At 60.7% G+C, this 24084-nt stretch carries 19 protein-coding genes; 17 read left to right on the top strand and 2 right to left on the bottom strand.

What is annotated here, in order from left to right:
- Position 1: 1 nt before the first annotated feature.
- From AC1RRJ_RS21290 to AC1RRJ_RS21230, 13 genes are all read left to right on the top strand, one after another.
- A complete protein-coding gene (locus AC1RRJ_RS21290) occupies positions 2 to 1171 on the top strand; it encodes a DUF819 family protein (protein WP_493126476.1) in 1170 nt (389 codons plus the stop codon).
- A gap of 57 nt (positions 1172 to 1228) precedes the next feature.
- Complete coding sequence (locus tag AC1RRJ_RS21285) at positions 1229 to 1573, top strand: nuclear transport factor 2 family protein (RefSeq protein ID WP_493126474.1); 345 nt, start codon at positions 1229 to 1231, stop codon at positions 1571 to 1573.
- Between the two features lie 8 nt (positions 1574 to 1581).
- Positions 1582 to 2715 (top strand): C45 family autoproteolytic acyltransferase/hydrolase, encoded by a 1134-nt coding sequence (locus AC1RRJ_RS21280; protein WP_493126472.1) that lies wholly within the window; start codon positions 1582 to 1584, stop codon positions 2713 to 2715.
- A gap of 65 nt (positions 2716 to 2780) precedes the next feature.
- On the top strand, positions 2781 to 4124 hold the full coding sequence (locus AC1RRJ_RS21275; RefSeq protein WP_493126470.1) for an MFS transporter: 1344 nt from the start codon (positions 2781 to 2783) through the stop codon (positions 4122 to 4124).
- Positions 4125 to 4159: 35 nt separating this feature from the next.
- The gene (locus AC1RRJ_RS21270; protein ID WP_493126468.1) at positions 4160 to 5245 is read left to right on the top strand and encodes a Gfo/Idh/MocA family protein; all 1086 of its coding nucleotides are present in this window, start codon (positions 4160 to 4162) and stop codon (positions 5243 to 5245) included.
- 30 nt (positions 5246 to 5275) lie between these two features.
- A complete protein-coding gene (locus tag AC1RRJ_RS21265; RefSeq protein WP_493126466.1) occupies positions 5276 to 6172 on the top strand; it encodes a beta-keto acid cleavage family enzyme in 897 nt (298 codons plus the stop codon).
- Between the two features lie 144 nt (positions 6173 to 6316).
- Entirely contained in the window at positions 6317 to 7129 is an 813-nt protein-coding gene (locus tag AC1RRJ_RS21260) for an SDR family oxidoreductase (RefSeq protein ID WP_493126464.1), read from the top strand.
- Positions 7130 to 7225: 96 nt separating this feature from the next.
- Positions 7226 to 7564, top strand: a complete 339-nt coding sequence (locus AC1RRJ_RS21255) for a nuclear transport factor 2 family protein (protein WP_493126462.1) — start codon at positions 7226 to 7228, stop codon at positions 7562 to 7564.
- A 21-nt stretch (positions 7565 to 7585) separates the two neighbouring features.
- On the top strand, positions 7586 to 8725 hold the full coding sequence (locus AC1RRJ_RS21250) for an acyl-CoA dehydrogenase family protein (protein WP_493126460.1): 1140 nt from the start codon (positions 7586 to 7588) through the stop codon (positions 8723 to 8725).
- A gap of 188 nt (positions 8726 to 8913) precedes the next feature.
- A complete protein-coding gene (locus tag AC1RRJ_RS21245) occupies positions 8914 to 11091 on the top strand; it encodes a TonB-dependent receptor (RefSeq protein WP_493126458.1) in 2178 nt (725 codons plus the stop codon).
- A gap of 262 nt (positions 11092 to 11353) precedes the next feature.
- Positions 11354 to 12010, top strand: coding sequence for a TetR/AcrR family transcriptional regulator (locus AC1RRJ_RS21240; protein WP_493126456.1), 657 nt, complete (start codon positions 11354 to 11356; stop codon positions 12008 to 12010).
- Between the two features lie 552 nt (positions 12011 to 12562).
- Positions 12563 to 14896, top strand: coding sequence for a N,N-dimethylformamidase beta subunit family domain-containing protein (locus AC1RRJ_RS21235; protein WP_493126454.1), 2334 nt, complete (start codon positions 12563 to 12565; stop codon positions 14894 to 14896).
- 7 nt (positions 14897 to 14903) lie between these two features.
- Positions 14904 to 16724 carry a CocE/NonD family hydrolase gene (locus AC1RRJ_RS21230; RefSeq protein ID WP_493126452.1) on the top strand — a complete coding sequence of 607 codons (1821 nt, stop codon included), beginning with the start codon at positions 14904 to 14906 and terminating at the stop codon, positions 16722 to 16724.
- A gap of 36 nt (positions 16725 to 16760) precedes the next feature.
- Here the strand turns inward: AC1RRJ_RS21230 and AC1RRJ_RS21225 are convergent, their stop codons facing one another.
- Both AC1RRJ_RS21225 and AC1RRJ_RS21220 read right to left on the bottom strand, forming a co-directional pair.
- Positions 16761 to 18023, bottom strand: a complete 1263-nt coding sequence (locus AC1RRJ_RS21225; protein WP_493126450.1) for a dihydrolipoamide acetyltransferase family protein — start codon at positions 18021 to 18023, stop codon at positions 16761 to 16763.
- A gap of 1 nt (position 18024) precedes the next feature.
- Positions 18025 to 20367, bottom strand: a complete 2343-nt coding sequence (locus AC1RRJ_RS21220; RefSeq protein ID WP_493126448.1) for a transketolase — start codon at positions 20365 to 20367, stop codon at positions 18025 to 18027.
- Positions 20368 to 20493: 126 nt separating this feature from the next.
- Between AC1RRJ_RS21220 and AC1RRJ_RS21215 the strand changes: the two genes are divergently transcribed.
- The 4 genes from AC1RRJ_RS21215 to AC1RRJ_RS21200 all read left to right on the top strand — a co-directional run bounded on the left by AC1RRJ_RS21215 (position 20494) and on the right by AC1RRJ_RS21200 (position 23969).
- On the top strand, positions 20494 to 20970 hold the full coding sequence (locus tag AC1RRJ_RS21215) for an Lrp/AsnC family transcriptional regulator (RefSeq protein ID WP_493126446.1): 477 nt from the start codon (positions 20494 to 20496) through the stop codon (positions 20968 to 20970).
- Between the two features lie 136 nt (positions 20971 to 21106).
- On the top strand, positions 21107 to 22537 hold the full coding sequence (locus AC1RRJ_RS21210; RefSeq protein ID WP_493126444.1) for an FAD-dependent oxidoreductase: 1431 nt from the start codon (positions 21107 to 21109) through the stop codon (positions 22535 to 22537).
- Positions 22537 to 23346 (top strand): alpha/beta fold hydrolase, encoded by an 810-nt coding sequence (locus AC1RRJ_RS21205; RefSeq protein ID WP_493126568.1) that lies wholly within the window; start codon positions 22537 to 22539, stop codon positions 23344 to 23346. Before AC1RRJ_RS21210 ends, AC1RRJ_RS21205 begins: the two co-directional genes overlap by 1 nt.
- A gap of 32 nt (positions 23347 to 23378) precedes the next feature.
- The gene (locus AC1RRJ_RS21200; protein WP_493126442.1) at positions 23379 to 23969 is read left to right on the top strand and encodes a glutathione S-transferase family protein; all 591 of its coding nucleotides are present in this window, start codon (positions 23379 to 23381) and stop codon (positions 23967 to 23969) included.
- Positions 23970 to 24084 lie beyond the last annotated feature (115 nt).

Genomic DNA, 24084 nt, shown 5'->3' with positions numbered 1-24084 from the left:
CATGTCGGTCATGGCGACATTCACGCTCCTGTTGGGTGTCGTGGGGATCCTCCTTTGGCTGGAAGAGCAGAAGCTCGCGGGACGCGTCTTTGAATATGCTCCGCCCATCCTGTTGATCTTCATCACATGCATGATTTTCGGAAACCTTGGGGTCCTGCCGCACAATAGCGAGGCCTATGCGTGGACGAAGAAATATCTGATGCCGTTCGCGATATTCCTGTTCATGATCTCGGTGAATGTCCGGGCGGTCTTCAAGCTGGGTCGGTTGGTGACGATCATGGTCCTTGCCGGAATGTTCAGCGTCACCTTCGGCTTTGTCGCCGCGACCTTCCTCTTCGCCGGCCAGATCGGAACCGAGGCATGGTCGGCGATCATCGCCTCCTATGCCGGCGCGATCGGCGGATCGCAGAATCTTGTCGCAATGGCCGAAGCATTGAATGCGTCGCCGGGCATATTGGGCGCGCTGATCGCGGTGGATTCGATCATTGGCTATAGTTTCCTGGCGCTGCTTATCTATTTTGCCGGACATAAGGCCAAGTTCGACGGCTGGCTCCGCGCCCGCGAGGGAACGCTGGATCTGGTCGAGGAGCTTTCCAGCGTCGCCAGCCACAAGCCCCAACCCATCAGCAGCGGCGGGCTCGCGATGGTCGCCTTCCTCGGCCTCGCGGTGACGCTGGCCTGCCGATATTTGGGCGACACGCTGTCGGCGAATTTCGGTTCGTCCGCGATGGTGGCGCCGATTCTGACGCTCGTCCTTGTTGTCACGACCGGATTGATCATGTCCTTCTCGCCGATGATCAGCCAGTTCAACGAACATGGCACGACCCAGATCGCAAAGATCAGCCTCTACCTGATGATGGCGGTATTGGGGGCAGGCGCCTCGATCGAGCATGTGTGGCAGTATCGCATTTTCCTGATCTACAGCCCGGTGTTGCTGCTGATCAGCCTGATCACGATGCTGCTCATCGGCCGCTATTTGCGGGCGCCGATGGTTTTGGTCATCACCGGTCTTTACGCCAATCTGGGCGGCACAGTGACCAATCCGATCCTCGCGGCCGCTTATGACCGGGGGTTCGTCACCGTCGCGCTGATGATGGCGATCCTGACCCAGATCGTCGGGATGTATGTCCCGCTTCTGCTGGCGCCGATCATCCACGCCATCCTCAGTTAGGCCGTTCGTCCTTCGCGAACCCGAAGGCGAACCGATTTTTCAAAAGGCAGAAACTCCATGGGCGAAACCATCGAAGCGCCGGTCGACCGGCAATTGGACGCTTACAATGATCATGATGTGGATGCGTTCGTCGCACCCTATGCCGACGACATTCGCATCTATAATTTCCCCGACGAGCTGTTGTGCGAGGGCAAGAGCCGTTTGCGCGAAATGTATGAAGGTATTTTTGCGCGGGCGCCCGGAATCCATGCTGAGCTCATCAATCGCATCGTCATCCAGAACAAGGTCATCGATGCGGAGTTTGTGACCCATCGCGCGGGCAAGCCCGATATGCGCGCCGTGGCGATTTACGAGGTTGAGGACCAGCTGATCAGGAAAGTCTTTTTCCTGAAAGAAGGCTGACCCTGACGATGCGCGCGAACGATCTGCGGGTCATCAAGCTGACGGGTTCTCCCCGGAACCGGGGGCGAATCCATGGCGAGGAATTGCGCGCGGCAATTCGCGGGCTGAGCGCGGCGCAGCATGATGCGATCGCACGCGTCTATGGCGTCCCCGCGAAAGACTATCTGGATGCCTTTTGGGCGTATCAGCAATTCTCGGGCGCGATCTCGGCCTTTTGTCCGGCGCTTCTGGACGAGGTGCGCGGGATAGCGGATGGGGCGGGCCTGCCCTTTGAGGCGGCCTTGCTGCTCCAGCTCAGCGACGAGGAATGGGTGTTCGGTCGCACCAAATGGGCGGGCGAATATCGATCGAAATGCACGGCGTTCGGGCTGCACGATGCGGCGGGCGGGACCAGCTATGCCGGGCAGAATATGGACATTCCGCCTTTCCATGAAGGCTATCAGACCCTGTTCCATATTGATTATGAAAGGGACGGGCTGGAAGCGCTGATCTTTGGGTCGGCGGGCGGTTTGGGCTTCATGGGCCTGAACAATGCGCCGCTGGGCATTTGCTGTAACACGCTGATGCAATTGACCTCTGCCAATGACGGCTTGCCGGTCGCCTTCATACTTCGCTGCCTGCTCGAATGTACCTCTGCCGCTCAGGCCGAGGCGCTTCTCCGCACGGTGCGCCATGCGTCGGGGCAGAATTATCTGCTCTCCACCGATCGCGGCGTCGCAACCTTCGAATGCTCCGCCGACGGCGTGGCCATGGTCGCAGAGCCGGATCAACGGGCCTGGGTTTGCCATACCAACCATGTTCTGGCGGCGCTGGTTCCGGGCCGCGGGGACGGCGAATTGCCACCGCAGAAGCTGGACAATTCGGTGGCGCGGCTTGCCTCGATCGCCGGACGGGTCGCGGAGCTGTCCGCCCGGCCTGGTCTGGAAGGTTTCAAGTCGGCGCTGTCGGCGTGCGACGATCCGTTGCACCCCGTATCGCGGAAGCTGTCCGCCGCCAGCGTCAGCGACACCATGTCCTACACTGCGGGCGCCGCCATTTATGAAATGGGTGCGCATGCGCGGCTGCATCTAGCGCCGGGTCCTCCGTGCGAAACCCAATTTCGGATTTTCGATCTCAAGAAGCGATCACCGTCCGGCGGATAGCGATCGTCATGCCGCCGCCGGATTTACGAGGGCCCGACTTTCGCGCCGACCTTGGGGACAAGCTCATGCAGCAGTCACTGAAAACCGAAGTGCAAATGCGGCCGAGACATTTAATTGGATATGGCTTTGGTTCGATCGGCACCGGCGCCTTTACGACCGTCCCCGGACTGTTGCTGCTTTTCTATATGACCAACTATCTGGGCGTTCCGGCGCAGCTGGCGGCGTTCGGGGTGTTCGTTCCCAAGATGTGGGACGTCATCATCGACCCGATTGTCGGCATGCTGTCGGACCGCACCCGCCATAAATGGGGAAGGCGTCCCTATTTGCTGGTCGGTGCCATCATGACCGGCGCCTTCTTCTGTGTCTTGTTCAATGTCCCGAACTATGAATCGGTCGAGGCGCGCTTCTGGCACGTCGTCGCCATCTATATTCTCTGCACCACCGGCTACACGATATTTTCCATCCCCTATATCGCGATGCCTGCGGAGATGACCCAGAGCCCGCAGGAGCGGACGCGGATCGTATCATACCGGATGGTCTTTCTGTTCATCGGCATCGTGCTTTCAGGCGCGCTGTCGCCGATCCTGATCGATGAATTTGGCGGCGGCGTCGCCGGTTATGGCGCGATGTCCTTCATTCTGGGGGCGATTATCGGCATTGCCATGCTGATCTCCTATTTCGGCACGCCCGAAAAGCCGATGGCCGGAATGACGAGTTCTGCGCCCTTGTGGCGGCAGGTCATCGACGGGCCATTTCGGAACATCACCTATCTCAAGATATTCGCGACCTATACGATCCAGTTGACCGGATTTGGCTGTCTGCTGGTCGGGCTGCCCTTTTACACGACTTATGTTCTGGGCGGGGGCGGTCAGCAATTGACCGTGATCTTCCTGCTCCTCAACGGCACCGCGATCGCCTCGATCCCCGTCTGGCTGAAATTGTCGGCGCGGATCGGAAAGGTCAGCGCGTTCAAGCTGAGCGGCCTCATATTGGTCGTGTCGATGGTCAGCTTCTGGCTGGTCTCGCATCCGTCGATGATCCAGCTCGTCTATCTTGCGATTGCCTGCACCGGCGTCGGCTTTGCCGGACAGCAGGTGCTGGGACTGGCGTTGCTTCCCGATCTGGTCGAGCTTGATCCGTCGCGGAGCGAAGCGGGCAATGTGTCGGGCATTTATACCGGCATCTGGCTGGCCGGCGAAAAGACGGGCTTTGCGATATCTGCCTTTGCTGTCGGCGCGATCCTGGGGATTGCAGGGCTGGTGGAGACGCGATCGGGCAGCGTCGCGCAGACGTCGCAGGTCGTCGATGTGATCACATTCTGCACCGCATTGGTCCCGGCCATCTTCATCGCGATCGGGCTCTTCGTGATGCGATCGACCCGAAACAATCTGAAGGCCGCGGCCGTTTAGGGCGCCCCCGTCGGGCATCAGCGAAAGAACAGGATATGACACGGAAATTGCGCGTGGGGATCGTCGGAGCGGGCGGATCGGTGGCCGATGTCCATTTCCATGCCTACCGGGGGCTTCCCTCGATCGAGGTGGTTGCGGGGGCGGAGCTGAACGCCGATGCGTTGGCGCGCGTCGTCGGGAAATGGAACGTGGCGGGCTATACCGATCTGGGGGAGATGCTCGAGAAGGAAGCTCTCGACATCGTCTGCATCTGTGTCCCCGCGCGCTATCACCGTGCGGTCGCCGAACAGGTAGCCGCGCACAAGGTTCACATCCTTGTCGAAAAGCCGCTGGCGACGTCGATCGAGGATGGTCAGGCGATCCTCGATGCATGCGCGCTGCAGGGCGTGAAGCTCTATTATGGCGCGTCCTACCGTAGCCTCACCGCCAATATGAAAGCGCGCGAGATGATCCAGCGCGGCGATCTGGGTGAGGTGTCGATGGCGATGGAGGTCGTCATCGGCGGCAGCGGGCTGGCCAGCTACACCGAATGCGGGCCGCATCACTATGCGCCGGGAACGCCGGGCGGTTGCGGGATGGGCATCATGGATCATGGCATCCATCTGATCGACCTCTTCTCCTGGTTCCTCGGCGCCGGCGTCGATACGGTGTTCGGCCGCGGGAATATCTCGGGCGCGCACCCGGCGTCCGAACATGTGACGATGACTTACAGCAATGGTGCGGTCGCGCATCTGATCGCCAACACGATCAGTTTTCCGACTTTGCTCCCGACCGAGGGTATCGCGCGATGGGGTGGCAGCTGGGATTCGCAAAACAATCTCACGCTGGAACCCGGCTGGTCCGAACATCCCGTGAATTGTCAAATCTATGGCAGCAAGGGGGCGCTGAAAATCTATCCCTATGCCGAGCAGCTGGTGTTTTTCGGCAAGGACGGGTTGATCCCCATCCACCTCGACCACCATCCGATGCCTCAGAATTTTTCGCTGCAGATGCAGTCGTTTGTCGACAGCATTCGGGAAGATCGCGCGCCTGCGGTGACTGGGCAGGACGGGCTGAACGCCCTCAAAATCGTCCTCGCGGCTTATGAAAGCGCGGTCCAGCAGCGGCTCATCCAGCTTTGATCCTGAAGATATGAAGGAAGGACCATGTCCATGAAACAGAAAGTCATTCTGACCTGCGCGGTCGTCGGCGAAAACGACTATAACCGCGCACACCCGAACTTTCCCGTGACGCCGCAGCAGATTGCCGATGCGGCGTGGGAAGCGGAGCAGGCGGGGGCGTCGGCGGTGCATTTGCATGTGCGCAATCCGGGCGATGGTTCGGGGAGCCGCGATCCCGGCCTGTTCCTCGATATGGCGACGCGCGTTCGTGAGAAGGGTGTGACCGCGGTCATGAACATCACCTGCGGCGGGGGCGCCTTCTTCATGCCCGACCCGGATGATGAAAGCCGCGCGGGGCCAGGCAGCGACCTCGCCAGCGCCGAAGAGCGCGTCCGGCATATCGAAATGACGCTGCCGGATGTCTGCTCGATCGATGTGACTACCCAGAACCAGCAGGATGGCGACAAGGAATATGTGTATCTGAACACGCCTTACACGCTGAAGAAGATGGCGAAGACGTTCCAGACATTGGGGGTGAAGCCGGAGATTGAGGTCTTTGCCCCCGGCGACATTCTGCTCGCCCGGCAGATGATCGACGAGGGCTATTTTGATGCGCCGCCCTGTTTCCAGATTGTCATGGGAACGCGGTGGGGGCTGCCCGCCACACCCGAAACCATGATCTACATGCGCGATCTGTTGCCGAAGGATGCGCAATGGGCGGCCTTTGGGATCGCGCGGATGCAGATGCCGATGGTGGCGCAGGCGGTGTTGCTGGGCGGCAATGTGCGCGTCGGGCTGGAAGATAATCTTTATCTGAGCCGGGGAGTGTTCGCCACCAACGGCCAGCTTGTCGAGCGCGCCCGCAGTATCATTGAGAATCTCGGCTGCGAAGTCGCCACGCCCGATGAGGCGCGCGCCATGCTGGGTACCAGGCCCCGGACGGCCTGACGACGGTACGGTAGATTTTGCGCGCAGCTGCGCAATTTTCATTGCATTTTGCTGCCCGTAAAATATATGAATGAATATGCATTAATAAAAACGCGTCCGGCTCCGCATAGGGGAGAAGGGCAGAACCGCGAAGGTGTTTTGGGAATGGAATCGATTTACAGGCAGGATCTCTACGCCGGCAAAACCGTGTTTGTTGCCGGCGGTACGAGCGGCATCAATCTGGAGGTCGCGCTCGGCTTTGCCCGCGCCGGCGCCAGGGTTGCGGTGATGAGCCGCAATCAGGAACGGGTGGATGAGGCTGTTCGGCGGCTGAAGGATCTGGGCCCCGATGCGATGGGTTTTGCCGCCGACGTGCGCGATTTTGACGCGGTAAAAAGCGCTTATGTCGACATCGAAAATGCGTATGGAAAGCTGAACGTCGTCGTTTCCGGGGCCGCAGGAAATTTTGTGGCGCCCGCCGAAAAGCTGTCGGCGAACGGCTTCAGGACGGTCGTCGACATCGACCTCATCGGCACTTTTCACGTCATGCGGGCCGGGTTTGACCATCTCGCGCACGGCGATGCCTCGATCGTCAATGTGTCGGCGCCGCAATCGACATTTCCTTATGCCTTTCAGGCGCATGTCTGCGCCGCAAAGGCGGGCCTCGACATGCTGTCGAAATCGCTGGCGATGGAATGGGGCCGCTACGGCATTCGCGTGAACGCCATTCAGCCCGGCCCGATCGACGGGACCGAGGGCATGGAGCGGCTCAGCCCGACCCCCGAAATCCGCAGCCGGATCGAGGGCATGCTGCCATTGCTGCGCTATGGGCAGAAGCAGGAAATCGTCGATCTGACGCTGTTCCTGTGTTCGCCAGCGGCCCGCTATATCACCGGCGCAATCATTCCGTGCGACGGCGGCCAGGCGCTTGTCGGCGGCGGGGCGATGTCGGCGGGGCTCATTCCGACGCCGAAATGATCCGGCGAACCCGCACGGGCGGGCGACCACTGACATAATCCGAACTGCAAGAGGTGAGACATGAGGCTGGATGTCGAAAAGATAAAGATGGTCGCGATGACCAAGCAATTTCAATATCTGGACGACCTGCTCCGCGAGGATGTTCAGCTGAAAAATCCGGCGGGGTGGAAGCCGATCGAGGGCCGCGACGCGGTGCGCGCAGCGTTGGTTGATGTCCTCTCGATCATCAATCCCATGCACTACGAACGCATCTGGGAAAATGACAAGGAATATGCGCTCGAGTTCGTCGGGAAGGTCGGCGACCTCGATGTGAAAGGGATCGACCTGATGACCATCGACGATGATGGTCAGATCACCTGTATCGAAGTGTTCATCCGCCCGATTGGCGCGCTGATGGCCATTCGCGAAACGCTTTTGGCGAAGCGGGCTTCCTGACTCATTTTTGGCGAGGGTGCCATGTTTCTCGAACGCAAAATCTACGATCAGGATCACGAGATTTTTCGCGACGCGGTGCGTCGCTTTCTCGAGGTCGAAGCTGTCCCCTTTCATCGGCAATGGGAGGCGAATGGCGAAACGCCGCGCTCTTTCTGGCGGAAGGCGGGCGAGCAGGGATTGCTGTGCCCACAGGTTCCCGAAGCCTATGGCGGTGCGGGGGCGGACTATCGCTATTTATGCGTCGTCAACGAGGTTGCGCAATATAGCGGGATAACCGGACCATGCTTTGCCATTCACTCTGACATTGTGGCCGATTATGTGCTGCAATTCGGAACCGAGGAGCAGAAAAAGGCCTGGCTGCCCCGGATGGTGTCGGGCGAAGTCGTCGGTGCGATCGCCATGACCGAGTCCGGCACGGGCAGCGACCTTCGCGCAATCGCAACCACCGCCCGTCGCGACGGTGACCATTATGTCCTCAACGGCGGCAAGATCTTCATCACCAATGGCTGGACTGCGGATTTATTCATCGTCGCGGCGCGGACCGTGGGCGAGGGGGCGTCCGAGGGGATTTCGCTTTTTCTGGTCGAGTTTGGCGTCCCGGGTTTCACCAAGGGGCGGAAGCTCGAGAAGATGGGTATGAAGGCGCAGGACACTGCGGAACTCTTCTTTGGCGATGTGCGGATACCCGCCGCAAACCTGCTCGGGGGTGAGGGGCAGGGGTTTGACCTCATGCAGAGATCGCTCCCGCAGGAGCGGGTGTCGATCGGCGTTATCGCCATGTCGGCGTCGCAGCGGGCGTTTGAATTGACGGTCGATTATGTCAAGGAACGCCGCGCGTTCGGGAAGCGGATTTTCGATTTCCAGAACACGAAATTTGTCCTCGCCGAGTTGAAGACCAGAATTCAGGCGGGGTGGACGTTGCTCGATCAATGCCTCGTGGCGCTGGAAAATGGCACACTGACCCCCGAACAGGCGGCGATGGTGAAGCTTTATGCCTCTGAGCTGCAGGGCGAGGTCGTCGACAAGTGCCTGCAATTCTTCGGCGGCTATGGATATATGGACGAGTATCCGATTTCGCGCATGTACACCGAGGCGCGCGTGCAACGCATTTATGGCGGCACGTCGGAGATTATGAAGCAGGTTATCGGGCGATCGATATGAGCCCTGGGCAGTCGTTGCGTTCGGCATTTCATGCTCGAGCTGACGGGTGCTTCTGGCGTAAATTTATAATGAATGAACATTCATGAATAAATATTGACAGCCGCAAAAGCGGCATGATATTCACGACACAATCGGGGACTGACCCAGGCCCGCTTATGACGGGCCGGGCAATTCAGGGAGGGGAGCAAATGACCAAATTCAGGAAAATTCCGCTTTACATGGGAATGGCCAGCGCCTGCGCGTTCGCGCAATCGGCGCATGCTCAGGAGGCGGGCACCACCAGCGCAGCGGCCTCGGAAGAGATTGTCGTGACCGCGCGCAAAAGGGTTGAGCGCCTTGTCGATGTTCCGATGTCGCTCAACGTCGTTTCGGCGGAAAAGCTGGAAATGATCGGCGCCAGCACGATCGAAAATCTTCAATATTCGGTGGCGAACTTTTCCATTGATGGCGAAGATTCGCGGTCGAGCAATACTGTGGCCATTCGCGGCATCGCCAATCAGGAAGATAATGCCGGGCTTGATGTCGGGTTCGGGCTGAGCGTCGATGGCGTCTATATGGGGCGTATGCTGGCCGTCAGCCAGGATCTGGTCGACATCGATCGTGTCGAAGTATTGCGCGGTCCGCAAGGAACGCTGCAAGGGAAGAACACGATTTCGGGCGTGATCGCCATTGTAACGAAAAAGCCCCCGAGTGAATTCCAGGGCTATGCCAAGGTTGACCTTGGCAATTATGATTATGTCCGCACACGGATCGGCATCGGTGGCCCCATCGTCAAGGGCGTGCTCCATGCGAAGCTCGACGCGTTCCTCGCCGATGGCGACGGGCATGTGAAGAATATCGCGACGGGAGAAACCTATAACACCCCCGATGGATATGGGCTGCGGGGTCAGCTCAACCTGATACCCGGTGAGGGCGTGGATATTCTGCTGGCTGCCGACTGGACGAAAATCAACCGCAAGGACGGGCCCAGCGAATCCTTCGCGTTCGACTGGCGCGCCGCTGGCTTTGCGCCTCCCGTCAGTGCGGGGCCCATTGTTTTTGCTCCCAAGCCCTATGAAGTGAATATCGATGGGCCTTCGGATGAAGACATGGAATCCTATGGCTTCAGCGCGCATGCGACCATCGATGTGGCGGAGAATCTGGCACTGACCTCGATCACCGCCTATCGCGACGCGAAGGCGCTCCGGGTGTTCGATCGCGACTATACAAATCAACCGCTTTTCGGCGACATCAACAATGAGACGCAGAACCAGTTCAGTCAGGAACTGCGCTTGGCTACGACCGGGAACGGCAAGCTGGATGTCACGGCGGGGCTTTTCTACTTTAACCAGAAAGTGAAGGAATCGACCGACATTTTCACGCTGGGTGGCTATGTCGGGATCTTCCCGATCGGGACCGGGCTGCGTCATGCCGCGAGGGTCAAGAGCGAAAGCTACGCCGCTTTCGGCCAGCTCGACTATCGTTTCACCGACAAATTCACCTTCGGCATTGGTGCCCGCTACACCAAGGACGACAAGGAGATGGTGTTTCGCCAAACCGTCCCGCCCGGCTTCCCGTTCGTGGCGCAGAATGTGGCAGGCGATTATTCAAAGGGCGCCTGGTCGTTCAACGCCACGGCCAAATATGCGCTTGCCGAAAATGCGAACGCCTATGCCCTGATTTCGAGGGGGTATAAGGCTGGCGGCTGGAACCTCGGTGAAGTGAATTTCATCGTGACCAATAATGTGATCGATCCGGAATATGTCACCAACTATGAAGTGGGCATCAAGGGTCTGTATTTCGACCAGATGCTGGCTTTGAACCTGGCGGCTTTCTACATGGATTATACCGATCAGCAGGTCCGCGATTGCGGCGATGCCAGCTGCCTGACCGAGGTGATTGCGAACGCTGGTTCTTCGACGATCAAGGGTTTCGAAGCCGAAGGGACGTTCAAGCCCGTGGACTTTCTGGCGATCGATTTTGCGCTCGGCTATTCGGACGCGAAGTTTGACACCTACAAGGTCGGAAACAAGGATTTCTCCGGCAAGCGTCTGACCTATTCGCCGAAATGGAACGCCAGTGCCGGTGCGACATTCACCCAGCAAATCGGCAATTTCGGTGAGTTCATGCTCAACGCGGGCATGACATATCGCGGAAATCAGTTCCAGGATTCGGCGAATTTGCGTGAGAAGCCGAGCTATACTCTGTTCAACGCGCGGACCGGCATTCGTTCGGCTGAAGACGGGTGGGGCGTCTATCTTTGGGTCAAGAACCTGACGAACAAGCGTTATATCACGGCGCCTGCTGTGCTCGACCTGATGGGTACGCGTCATGAGAAATTCGGTACGCCCAGAAAATATGGCGTCAGCCTTGATCTGAGCTTCTGACAAGATCGATCGCGCGCCATCAGGGGGATGGCGCCAGAGGTGGGGCGGGTTTCGGTGGATTGTGAGGGAGCAATTCACCGACCTGCCCGTCCTCGCTGCCTGTGGTCGCAGGTGCGGGGGCTCTCCCATACTCCAGAAGGCGAACGCACCACAGGCCCCGATCGGGCTGCGCCCTTGCAAGGTCGACGCGTTTTGATACGATAAGCGCTGGGGTCCGGTCGCCCCGATGCGGGCCCGGTCAATATTCTGAATTGGAGTTAAATTGGCAACGGTCACGCAAAAAACGGGAGTTACGCGGAAAAAGGGCAGTGGCCCGGCAACCCGCCGTACCATCCTTGAATCGGCCGCGAAGAGCTTCATGGAAAAAGGGTATGACAATACCAGCATGACCGACATCGCGAAGCGCGTGAATATTCAGCCGTCTGCATTCTATAATTATTTCAAGTCGAAAAATGAAATCCTGTTCACTATCCTCGAAGACATCGGGTGGCAGATGATCACGATGTGCAAGGAAGCCTTGGCAAAGGTGGATCCGGAGGATCCGCGGCTTCAGCTTGAGGCATTTATTCGCGCGCACATCGCTTATGAGATCCAGTATTGCAAAATTCTCCCGCTGATCGACTTTCACTCTTTTCGCGCGAACAATGATCGTTCGGGGCTTACGAAGCATCAGCAGAAAATTGTCGTCAATGCCCAGCGCGAGTTGATCCTGATCATCCAGGATATATTGAAACGGGGCGAGCAGGCGGGGGTTTTCGAGTTTGACAATCTGACGACGGCGACTTTCTCGATGCTGGCTCCCATCGAACATCTCATTTACTGGTTCGAGGGTGACAAGGGCAGCATGACCCAAGAGGATGTCACGGAGAACATCCTGACCTTCATCATGAAAGCGCTGGAAAAACGCCCCGGCGCGTGACGGCGTGAAGCGGGGCGTGGGCGATGCCGCCGTCGCTTCTGGCGCCGGGATCGGGATCGGGAAACAACCGCAATTGAAATACGACGCCAAACGGTTGCTTCGGCAGGCCGGTTTTGCGTTGCGCCCGCGCCGCGGGAGCTGATGGCGCGCGCGTTGCGCCCTGCGCTGATAAAGCCCGAGCCTTTGCCTGACCGTTCAGCGAACGATGTCGATTTTAATATGAATGAACATTCATAAATATTGACATCGCCTTGAGCCAACTGCATGATGCCATTCGTATATCGGTGTGCAATCACATTGTTGCTGAGGTTGGGATGGTATCGGATCGAAGTGGGACGCGGCGCGGTCATCCTGCGTTGTTGTCTGCACCATGCATCGCCATCACCCTCTCGTAAAATATGCGGCCGGAACCGGCCCCTGTGTCGATAAATTCTGGGAGTAAGGCTTATGCGCGGTTCGGGAAGTTCAAAATCGGGGGCTGGTTCGGCCGTGTCCTCGGGCGCCTTGTCTCCTTCCCGGCGGACGGTTCTTCAGCTTTTGGCCAGCGCGGCGGTGATCGCCACTCTTCCCGAGGCGCAGGCGCGCATGGTGGATATGAAGCAGCCGAAGAAGACGATCGTCGGCTATGGCCTGCCATGGACCGTGCGCCCCGGCGACACCGCCGATTTCAAGGTGAGCACCTATGCCCCCGGAAAATATAAGGCCGATCTGATCCGCCTGAAATCAGCCGACGAATTTGATCGCGGCAAACGCTTTCTGTTCGAGGAGGTCCCGGCATCGTTCGCGGGCATCTATCCCGGACGCAATCAGGCGATCCACACCGGTTCCTTTGTCGAGATTGGAAAGGCGACGTCGCTCGACGCCCCGGGCAGCTTTACCGTCGTTGCGAGTGTTTTGCCGACGCTGATTCCGGTCGATGGCAAGGGTGGGGCTGGCAGTATCCAGAATCTGGTCGCGCGCTGGGATGACGTAAAAAAGCGCGGTTGGTCGCTGGCGATCGACGAAAGCGGGAGGCTGGCCTTTTATACCGGCGACGGCGCAACGACGGCGAAGGTGGTCGCCGCAGCTCCGCTGGTGATCGACAAATGGTATCAGGTGTCGGCGGCTTACAATGCCGAAACTAATGAGGTGACGCTGCGCTCCGTGCCGGTCGCCGCAACGCCGGGCGAGAAATTCAACCTGAAATCCGAAGAGGTTCGGGGTCCCGTCAAGCCGGTGGCGCAGGGGGGCGCTCTGCGGTTTGCCGCGGCGTCCGGAGCCCCGGGCAATGGCCCGCTGAAACGCGCGGCTGGAGGATTCAATGGCCGGCTGGATACGGTTCGCATCATTCGGGGCGCACTTGACGGAGCCGCCGTTTCCCGCCTGCTGGCGGCGCGCACGCCGCAGGATTATGCTGGCGGCGACATTGCCGGCTTCTGGGATTTCGCCAAGGGAACCGGAACGACCCGGGTCCATGATCTCGGCGCACACGGCCTGCACGGCGTGACCGTCAATTTGCCCTATCGCGCGATGCCGGGGGTCAATTGGAACGAGGCGGCCTATAATTGGCAGGAGCATCCGGCCGAATATGGCGCGATCTATTTCCATGACGACGCGGTTTATGATCTGGAATGGAAGACTGATTTTTCCTTCAAAATCCCCGCGGACCTGAAAAGCGGCGTCTATGCCGTGCGGCTTCGTCTGGGCGATTCCGAGGATTATGTGCCCTTTTATGTGGCGCCGCCCAAGGGCAAGACGAATGCGAAGATTGCGTTCCTTCTGCCGACGACATCCTATTTGGCGTATAGCAATCTGACCGCCGGCTTTAACGCCCGGATTGCGATCCTGGAAAAGGGGCCGGACGGCAAGGAGGTCATGCGACAGGAAGATCCGATCAAAGTCATCGTCGGTGCAAAGGCCAACGCCGATTTCCTGATCGAACGCCCCGAATTTCCCGGCGGTGTCTATGAGTTTCACCGCGACGGCACGCTGATCCAGCACGCGTCCAAACGCTACCCCAATATCACCACCCGCCCGGACGCGGCGACGATCACGCTGAACGCCGATCTCGACATCATCGAATGGCTGGATCACGAAGGCTTTGAATATGATGTGATCACCGACGATCTTCTCCAGACCGAAGGCGTCGCGCTGCTTGAAAATTACACCGCCGTCGTGTCGGGAAATCATCCCGAATATGTCACGCCTGAAATCTGGACGGCGCTGGCCGACTATCAGAATCAGGGCGGGCGGTTCATGTATCTGGGCGGCAACGGCTTTTACTGGGTGACCTCCTGCCATCGCGAAGTTCCCGATGTGATCGAGGTCCGCAAAGTTGAGCAGGGGAATGAATCCTTCTTCCATGCCCATCAGGAATTTGACGGCCACCGCAGCGGATATTGGTGGGATGCGGGCCGCGAGCCGCGCGAGCTGGTCGGGGTGCGCTATTCCAAGCCGATGGCGATGGAAGGCGGGGGACATTATCGCAAGCTGCCCGCCGCCAATGACCCGCGCGCAGCCTTTATCTTTGAGGGGATCGAGGGGGACATCATTGGCGATTTCGGCAAATATGCCGGAGGCGCAGCAGCCGAGGAGGTCGATTCCGCCAGCTTCAAGCGGGGGACGCCGCGGCATGCGCTGATCGTGGCGACGAGCGAGAATATCAAATGGCCCTATGATGCGTCGGGCGAGGGGCTTGTCGACCTGCGCTACCGCCTCAACGTCCGGAGCCCGAAGGCCGATATCGTCTTCTTTGAAACCCCCAAGGGCGGGGCGGTGTTCTCGGTCGGGTCGATGGGCTGGCGCGCCAGCCTCAACCACAATGATTTCAAGAATAATGTGTCGCAGATGACGGGCAATGTCCTCCGCAGATTTGCGGATGACAGGCCGTTCGAGACCGCGAAGTAAAGCGCCGATGATTGCCCGATCTTTTCTTGTCGCGGCGGCGCTGCTCGCATCGACCGCTGCCGTCGCTCAGGTTTCGCCGCCCCGCAATGAGGCGAAATATATCACCATGCCCGACGGGGTGAAGATCGCGGTGGACATCTGGCTGCCCGAGGGCGTGGACGCCCAAAAGAAGATACCGGCGATGATATCCTTCACCCGCTATTGGCGCGCGAAGGATTATGATCCGGCGAAATCGGACCTTCCGATGCTCGCGAAGGTCATGAACCGCTTTGGCTATGCCTATGTCGTCGCCGACGTGCGGGGATCGGGTGCGTCGTTCGGGACGAGAGCCACCGAATTTTCAACGGCCGAGGTCGGCGACTATTATGCGATCATCGACGGTATCGTGAAGCAGCCCTGGTCGAACGGCGATGTCGGCGCGATTGGCGTTTCCTATCTGGGCAACTCCGCCGAACTGTCGGTTCTGTCGGGGCATCCGGCGCTGAAAACCGTGGTGCCGCAATTCACCGATTTCGACTGGTACACGTCGCTGCTGTTTCCGGGCGGGCTGAAGAACCGGATCATGTCCAGCGACTGGGGCGACATGGTCCGGGCGCTGGATCTGAATGATGCCGAAGCGCTTGGCTATCGCAAAGGCGAGAATGGCGCGCCGACAGTGATGGGGGTCAAGCCCGTCGATGGGCCCGATGGCCGGGCGGCGCTGAAAATGGCGATCGAGGAACATCGGGGCAATGCATCGATGACCGCGATCTTCGACGGCGTGGAGTATCGCGACGATCTGAAGGTCGCCAAAGACCTGTCGGATGCGCCCGATCACTCGGTGGCGATTGGTGAATTCTATCAGGCGATTGCCGTGCGCGGGGTTCCGGCTTTTCATTGGGGCAGCTGGATGGACGCCGGGACCGCCGACGGGATATTGATGCGCTTCGCAAAGGATGACGCGCCGAACAAATATATCATCGGGGCGTGGGGACATGGCGCGCGGCACGATGCCGACCCTTATAATCCCAAGGATTTGCCGGTCTCGCCCGCTCTGGACGCGCAATATGAAATGGTCCGGCAGTTCATCGCGCCCTATCTTGAGAATGGCGCGCAGCCGGTGCGAACGCAGAAGGAGCTCGTCTATTATGTGATGGGCTCAAAAAGCTGGAGGACGACCACGGTCTGGCCGCCCGCCGGCACCCGCAGCCAGCGCTATTATTTCAGCCCTGATCGTCGCCTTGGTCCCAAGGCGCCAACCGCGCGCAAGGGGGCGGATGCCTATACCGTTGACTATGAGGCCGGGACGGGGAGCGAAACCCGCTGGACCACGCAATTGGGATATCGCGACGTTTTCTATGGCGACCGGAACGAGGCGGACAAGCGGCTTTTGCTTTACACATCGCCCCCGCTCGAAAAGGACATGGAGATCACCGGATATCCAAAGATCACGCTGCAAATGTCGTCCTCTCATAAGGACGGGGCGGTGATCGTCTATCTCGAGAGCGTGGCGCCCGACGGCCGGGTCACGATGATCACCGAGGGGGCCTTGCGCCTGTCGAGCAGGAAAAGTTCAGGGCCGCGGCCCGGCGGCGTCTCCTTCGGCCCCGGGCATAGCTTCCTGCGCGCCGATGCGCGGGACATGGTGCCGGGCATCACCGACATGGTGTCGCTCGCGCTGCTTCCGACATCGGTGATGGTGCCCAAAGGCCATAGCCTGCGCGTGGCCATTGCGGGACATGACAAGGACAGCTTTTACCGCCTCCCTGCATCCGGCACGCCGGTTCTAAAATTCGAGGCCAATGCCGTGAAGCAATCCTTCCTCGATCTGCCGGTCCTTACGCCCTGATCATGGGCGCGGGGTGCCCAGCCGTGCGCCCCGCGTTCAAACCAGAAGGCGCAGCGGCGTCTCGACCAGCACCCGGAATGCACGCATGAATTCGGCCGCGACCGAGCCGTCGATCGCGCGGTGATCGAAACTGGCGGTCGCGGCCATGACCGTCGCCAGCCTGATTTCGCCATCGACCTTCCACGGCTGTTCGATGCCCGCGGCTGCGCCGAGGATTAGCGCTTGCGGCGGATTGATCACCGGGAACATCTCGTCGATGTCGAACATGCCGAGGTTGGACAGCGAGACGGTGCCGCCTTCATAATCGTCGGGTGTGAGTTTGCCGTTGCGGGCCTTCGCCGCGAGGGCTTTGCTCTGCGTTGCGATCGCCGAGAGTGATAGCGAGCCCACGTCGCGCAGAACCGGCGTGACGAGCCCGCCGTCGATCGCGACCGCCATCGACACGTCGACGCGCTGAAAACGATGGAGAACGTCGCCGCCGAACTGGACATTGGCATCGGGCACTTCCTGAAGCGCCAGTGCCAGCGCCTTGATGAGCATGTCATTGACCGACAATTTCAATCCGCTGGCGGCAAGCGTTGCGTTGAGTGTTCCGCGAAGCGCGAGCAGCCGGTCCAGATTGCAGCGCGCGGTCAGGTAGAAGTGCGGAACGCTCGTCTTGCTCTCGGTCAGGCGGCGCGCGATCGTTTTGCGCATCGAGCTGAGCTTGATCGTCTCCACCGGCACGCCCGTGGGCGGCGGGGCGATTGCCGGAACTGCGGCGGGCGCGACGACGGGAGCGGACGGTGCCGTCAGCAGTGAAGCGATGCCGAGGTCGGCGCGGACGATCCGGCCATTGGGACCGCTTCCCGTCAGCACCGCGAGATCAATGCCCTTTGCGTCGGCGATGCGCGCGGCGAGTGGGCTGACCTTGATCCGGTCGGCGGGCGATGCGCGGCGGGGGGCGATGGCGACCGGGATCGGCGCGGCGATGGGTGCGGGCGGCGGAGGCGCTGGGCTTTCGGCAGGCGCCGCTGCGGGCGCGGCCGCTGCCATCGCCGGTTCAGGCGCGACCTCATCGGTGTCGCTCAGCAGCGCGATGACCGATCCGACGGCGATATCGTCGGTGCCTTCGGCAATCACAAGCTTCGCGATGCGGCCATCGGCAGCGGCCTCATATTCCATCGTCGCCTTATCGGTCTCGATTTCGGCAATCAGGTCGCCCGCCTTGACCAGATCCCCTTCGGCCACCAGCCATTTGGCCAGCGTGCCCTTTTCCATCGTCGGCGAGAGCGCCGGCATCATCAGTTCGATCGCCATGTCAGTTTCCCAGGAAGAGTTCGGCCGCGGCATCGATGATCGCTTCGGCGTCGATCCGGTACAGGTCGTAAAGGTCGGGCGCGTCGCCGGTCTGGCCGAAGCGGTCGGTGCCGAGCGGGCTCACCCGGTTGCCGCTGACACCACCGATCCACGACAGCGCCGCCGGTGAGCCGTCGAGCACCGTGACAAGCCCGGCGCCGGGCGCGAGGGATGCGAGCAGCGTTTCGATATGGCTCGGTTCGGGCGCCTGCCCGGTCCAACGTGCTGCGCGCCGCGCCGACCAGCCGCGATGGAGAAGGTCGGGCGAGGTGATGTTGAGCAGGCCGATGTCGGGCATATCCTCGCTCAATTGCTCCCACGCCGCCAACGCCTCGGGCGCGATGACGCCGGTGAAGACGATTGCCGCCTCGGCGCCCGCGCCCGGGCGCTTCAGCCAATAGCCTCCTTTCAGCGCATCGGCTTGCCACTCGGTGTCGGCCCGCTCGACCTGCGCGATCGACCGGGTCGACAGGCGCAGATAGACCGAGCTGCCGTCGGGCTGCTGCATATGGTCGAAGGCGTGCCGCATCATCAGTGCGACTTCGTCGGCAAAGGCTGGCTCGTAATAGTCGAGGTTCGGCTGCCCCATGCCGATCAGCGGCGTGTTCACCGACTGGTGCGCGCCGCCTTCGCCTGCCAATGTGATCCCCGAAGGCGTGCCGACGAGCAGGAAGCGCGCGTCCTGATAACAGCCATAGTTGAGCGCATCGAGCCCGCGGGAGATAAAGGGATCATAGACTGTGCCTACCGGGAGCAGCCGCGTCCCGAAGTGCGGCGCGGCGAGGCCGAGCGAAGCGAGCAGCAGGAAGAAATTATTTTCTGCGATCCCCAGTTCGATATGCTGGCCCGCGGCATGCTGGGTCCATTTTTGCGCTGAAGGGATCTTCGCCTTCTGGAACATATCGGCCAGCTCTCGCCGCCGAAACAGCCCGCGCTGATTGACGAAGGCGCCAAGATTGGTCGTCTGCGTCACGTCGGGTGCCGTCGTGACGATCCGGTCGGCGAGCGGTTCGCCCGACTTGGCCAGGTCGAGCAGGATGCGGCCGAAGGCGGCCTGGGTCGATTGTTCGGCGCCTTCGGGCGCGGGCAGGGTGGCCGGGACGGCAATGGTCTCGCTGGCGCCCTCGCGCTGCTTGCGCGCGATCGGGCTGGCATCGACGAAGGCCTGCAGCCGCGCTGCGACATTATCGCCAAGTCCGCCCCATTTCTCCCACTCGGTTCCCTCGGCTATGCCAAGACTGTCGCGAAACTGATGAATCTGGGTCGTATTCATCATCCCCGAGTGATTGTCCTTATGACCGGCCAGCGGCAGGCCGCGACCTTTCACCGTATAGGCGATGAACAGCGTCGGTATTTCGTCATCGGCACCCTCGAAGGCGTCGACAATGGACTCGATGCAATGCCCGCCAAGGTTGGTCATCAGCCCCGCGAGCCCATCATCGTCGAAGCTGGCGAGCAATTTCGCGACATAGGGTTTGCTCCCGATGTCGGCAGTCAGTCGTTCACGCCATGCCGCGCCGCCCTGATAGGTCAGCACCGCAAAATCGGCATTGGGGCAATTGTCGATCCACTCCTGCAGCGTCTTGCCGCCGGGGCGCTCGAACGCCTCGCGCTGGAACTTTCCATATTTGAGCGTGATCACGCGCCAGCCGCAGGTCTCGAAAATATCGTCGAAGCGGCGAAACATGCGGTCGGCGGTCGTGTTGTCGAGCGACTGGCGGTTATAGTCGACGATCCACCAGCAGTTGCGCAGATCATGCTTGTAGCCTTCGATCAGGCACTCATAAATATTGCCCTCGTCGAGCTCGGCGTCGCCCATCAGTGCGATCATGCGGCCGGCGGCCTCTTGCTTGAGCCGCCCGTGCGCGATCAGATAATCCTGCACCAGCGAAGTGAAGGCGGTGATCGCGACGCCAAGCCCCACCGACCCCGTCGAGAAATCGACCGGGATCGCGTCCTTTGTGCGCGAGGGATAGCTTTGCACGCCGCCGAGCCCGCGAAACTTCTCCATCCGCCCGCGCGACTGTTCGTCGATCAGATAGTGGATCGCGTGGAGAACCGGCCCCGCATGCGGTTTGACCGCCACCTTGTCCTGCGGACGCAGCGCATGGAAATAGAGCGCCGCCATGATCGCGGTCATCGAAGCGCAACTCGCCTGATGCCCGCCGACCTTCAGCCCGTCGCGCTTGGGCCGGACATTGTTGGCGTTGTGGATCATCCAGGAGGAGAGCCAGAGAAGGCGCGTGTCGAGTGCCTTCAGGGCGTTGATGATATCTTCGCGGTCGTTGGCGAGGGCGACGGTCATGGGCTTGTTCCTGTTTGCGAAGCGTCCTCATAGGGCAGGGTTGCCCGGCATGTCCTTGCTATCCCGGACCGGGATCGGCATAAAATTAGCAGAAGATGCCAATATATATCGCCTCTGGAGAATATTATGACCAAATCATCGATTTCGCGGACGGATCGAAAAATATTGTGCGCACTCCAGGATGATGGCCGGATGACCAACCAGGAGCTTTCGGAGCGCGTGGGTCTTTCTCCGTCACCGTGCCTTCGGCGTCTTCGGGCGTTAGAGGAAAATGGCGTGATCGACCGCTATGTCGCGCTGGTCGATCCGGCGGCACTGGGCTTGAACGTCACGGCGTTCGTCCGGGTTCGCCTCGAACGGCAGGATGATCGGCGGCTCGAAGCCTTCGAACGCACGGTTACGTCGCTTCCCGAAGTGATGGATTGCTATCTGATGACGGGCGATTGCGATTACCAGCTGCGTGTGGTCGTGCCGTCGCTCGATGCGTTCGAGGATTTCCTGCGGCAGAAACTGACGCGGATCGAAGGGGTTTCGCAGCTCACCACCAGCTTCGGCTTACGGCCTGTCGTCAACCGGACCGCTTTGCCTATTGCCGACGCCTGACCGGCCCCAAAGCTCTTCCGCTTTGCGTCAATTGGAACGGCGGCGCTCGGCTGCCGGCTGCTTGACGATTTCATTGTTCCGGATTAGCATTATATGAAACAATGTTCTAAATAATAGAACATCTGTGGAGCGAGGCATGAGCAAGCAAGGGTGGGATGTCGTTGTCGTCGGGGGCGGTTCTTCGGGGCTGCCGGCTGCGATCTTCGCGGCCGAACGCGGCGCGCGCGTGCTGTTGCTCGACGCCGCGCCGCAACTGGGTGGAACCCTTTGGGTCGCGTCCGGACAGATGAGCGCGGCCGGCACCCGTCTGCAGCGCGAAAAAGGCATTGCCGACACTCCCGACGCGCATTTCGAAGATGTGATGCGGATCAGCCGGGGAACCGCCAATCCGGGGCTCGTGCGCCTTGCCGTGGATCATGCCGCCGAGACGTTCGACTGGTTGATGGACCAGGGACTCGCGCCGATGTCTGATCATCCCGTGGCCGGTTTCGGGCACGAGCCCTATCGCGAGAAGCGCTACTATTGGGGCGCGGCGGGCGGGATAAGCGTCAAGGATGTCCTCGTTCCGGTCGTCGAACGCCTTGCGGCGTCGGGTGCGATCACGGTCAGGCTGGAACATGAAGTTGTCGGGCTCGAGGTCGATGGTGACGGCGCGGTAACGGGCGTCACGGCGAAGGATACCACGGGCGCGGAGCATCGTTTTTCCGCCACCAGCGTCGTCCTGACCAGCGGCGGCTATGCGGGCGCGCCCGAATTGTTCGAAGAGCTCAGCGGCTATCCCCAATATCATGCTGCACCCTATCCTTATGCGCGGGGAGCGGGGCTGCGGCTGGGGCAATCGGTTGGCGGCTGGCTGCGCGGTTTCGACAAGGTCTATTGCAACTTCGGCACCTTGTTCGACACTGACAGTTTCCCCGCGCGCATGCTGGCGCGGCCCGAAACTTTTCCCGAGCGGCGCGAGCCGTGGGAAATTTATGTCAACGCCGACGGGCAGCGTTTCATCCGCGAGGATATACCGAGCGTCGATGCACGCGAGATGGCGCTGCTGGGTCAGCCGGGACGGCGTTACTGGATCGTCTTTGATCAGGCGATTCTCGATGCGGCGCCGCCGCTGATTATCGACTGGACGCGCGACGATATGCTCGCGGCGTTTGATCGCGACGGCCCGGCATTCGCCCGCGCCAACACGCTGGAGGCGTTGGCTGGTGTGGCGGGCATCGATGCCGACGGGCTGCGGCGCGCGGTCGACGGGTTCAACTATGGCGTGACGACCGGGCATGACTTTTTCGGACGCATTCATGCGCCCCTGCCGATCGGGGCGGGGCCCTTCTACGCGATCCGGATGCAGGGATGCTCGATATCGAGCGCGGTAGGGCTGGCGGTCGATGATGATCTGCGGGTGATCCGCCAGGACGGGACGCCGATCCCCGGCCTTTATGCCGCTGGCGAGTTGCTGGGCTCTTCGCAGACGATGGGTCAGGCGGCGGCAGGCGGGATGATGGTCACGCCGGCAATGACCTTCGGCCGCCTGCTCGGGCAGCGCGTACTCCCGATCGGTGCACAGTGATGCTGCCCTCGGTCAACATTCTTCCGGGTGAGCGGCGCGGCTATGTCGATGGCCCGTGCGGGCAGGTCCATTATCGCGAACAGGGTCTGGGGCGTCCGATCGTCCTGATCCATCAGGCGCCCTGGTCGTCGATCCAGTATCGTCGCGCGATGCCGTTGCTCGCCGAAAAGGGATTTCGGGTTATCGTGCCCGATCTTCCCGGTCACGGCATGTCGAGCCCGCCCGAAGGTGAGCCCGGCGTCGAACTTTACGCCGCCACAGTGGCTGCGGTGATCGAGGAACTGGACCTCGGGCCGGCGGCAGTCATCGGTCATCATGGCGGGGCGCTGGTCGCGGCGCGGCTGGCGGCGGCTTTCCCGGGCAAGGTGTCGGCGCTCGTGACCGACAATATGCCTTTCTATGATGCGGCGCAGCGGGCCGAGCGTTCGGGCGCGCTGAACGACGTTCAGGACATCAAGCCCGACGGTAGCCATTTGACCGATCGCTGGGCGGTGGTGCGCCGTGTCGCCGACCCCGCATGGACGGATGAGACGATCCATGTCGGCCTCATTGCCTATTTTGCGAATGGTCCTTGGAAGGAGGACGGCCATCGTGCGGCCCCCGCCTATGATCTGGACGCCGACATCGACCACATCACCTGCCCTGCGCTGGTGATATCGAGCAAAGCCGACCGGCTGTTCCCGATGGGGCGCAAGCTCGTGAACCGTCGCCCCGAATGGCAATATGCTGAACTTCCCGGCGGCGCAGGGATGCTGTTCGAACGCACGTCCGAATGGGCGGCGCCGATCCTTGAATTTCTGGCCGCCTGACGGCCGGCTCCACGTCTGCGGAAGGCAATGACATGACGATTACAATCTATGGCAAACCTGGATCGCGGGCGCGTCGCCCGCTGTGGGTGGCGCGCGAGCTCGGGTTGGCGGTGGAGAATGTCGAACTGTCCGCCGAAGAGGCCAAGGCGCCCGCCTATCTGGCCATCAATCCCAACGGGAAGGTGCCGGCGCTGACCGATGGCGAGCTGACGATTTTTGAATCGCTCGCGCAGAGCCTGTATCTGGCGAAGAAATACGGCACCGGAAAACTCTATCCGGTGGCCATCGAGGATGAGGCGCGCGTCTGGCAATGGACATTGTGGGCGGTGGCGGAACTCGAAAAGCCGCTCGTCACCTGCTTGATGGAGCGCGTGATCCGGCCCGAGGATCAGCGGAATGCGGTGGCGGCCGATACCGCGGAACGCGACTTGCAAAAACCCCTCGCTGTCCTCGATGCCGCGCTTGACGGGCGCGAATGGCTGTTCGATGATTTTTCGGTGGCCGACATCAATGTCGCCGCGGTGACGGCGCTCGCGCGGCCGGGGAAGGTGGATCTTTCCGCTTTTTCGAACCTTTCCGGCTGGCTCGATCGCGCGACATCCCGGTCCGCCTATGCCGGGTAAAATGTTGCGGATTTGTCACACCGCCGCTCTCCCGGAAAACGGGCAAAACTAGGGCGTGACTCGATGACACATATGTTATACATCTAGGTCAAATAAAGCATAAGCTGGCTTTCTC

The sequence above is a fragment of the Sphingopyxis sp. GW821-FHT12C06 genome (assembly GCF_058807415.1).
Note: the sequence above shows the minus strand (reverse complement) of the source record. Positions and strands in the feature narration are given on the sequence as shown.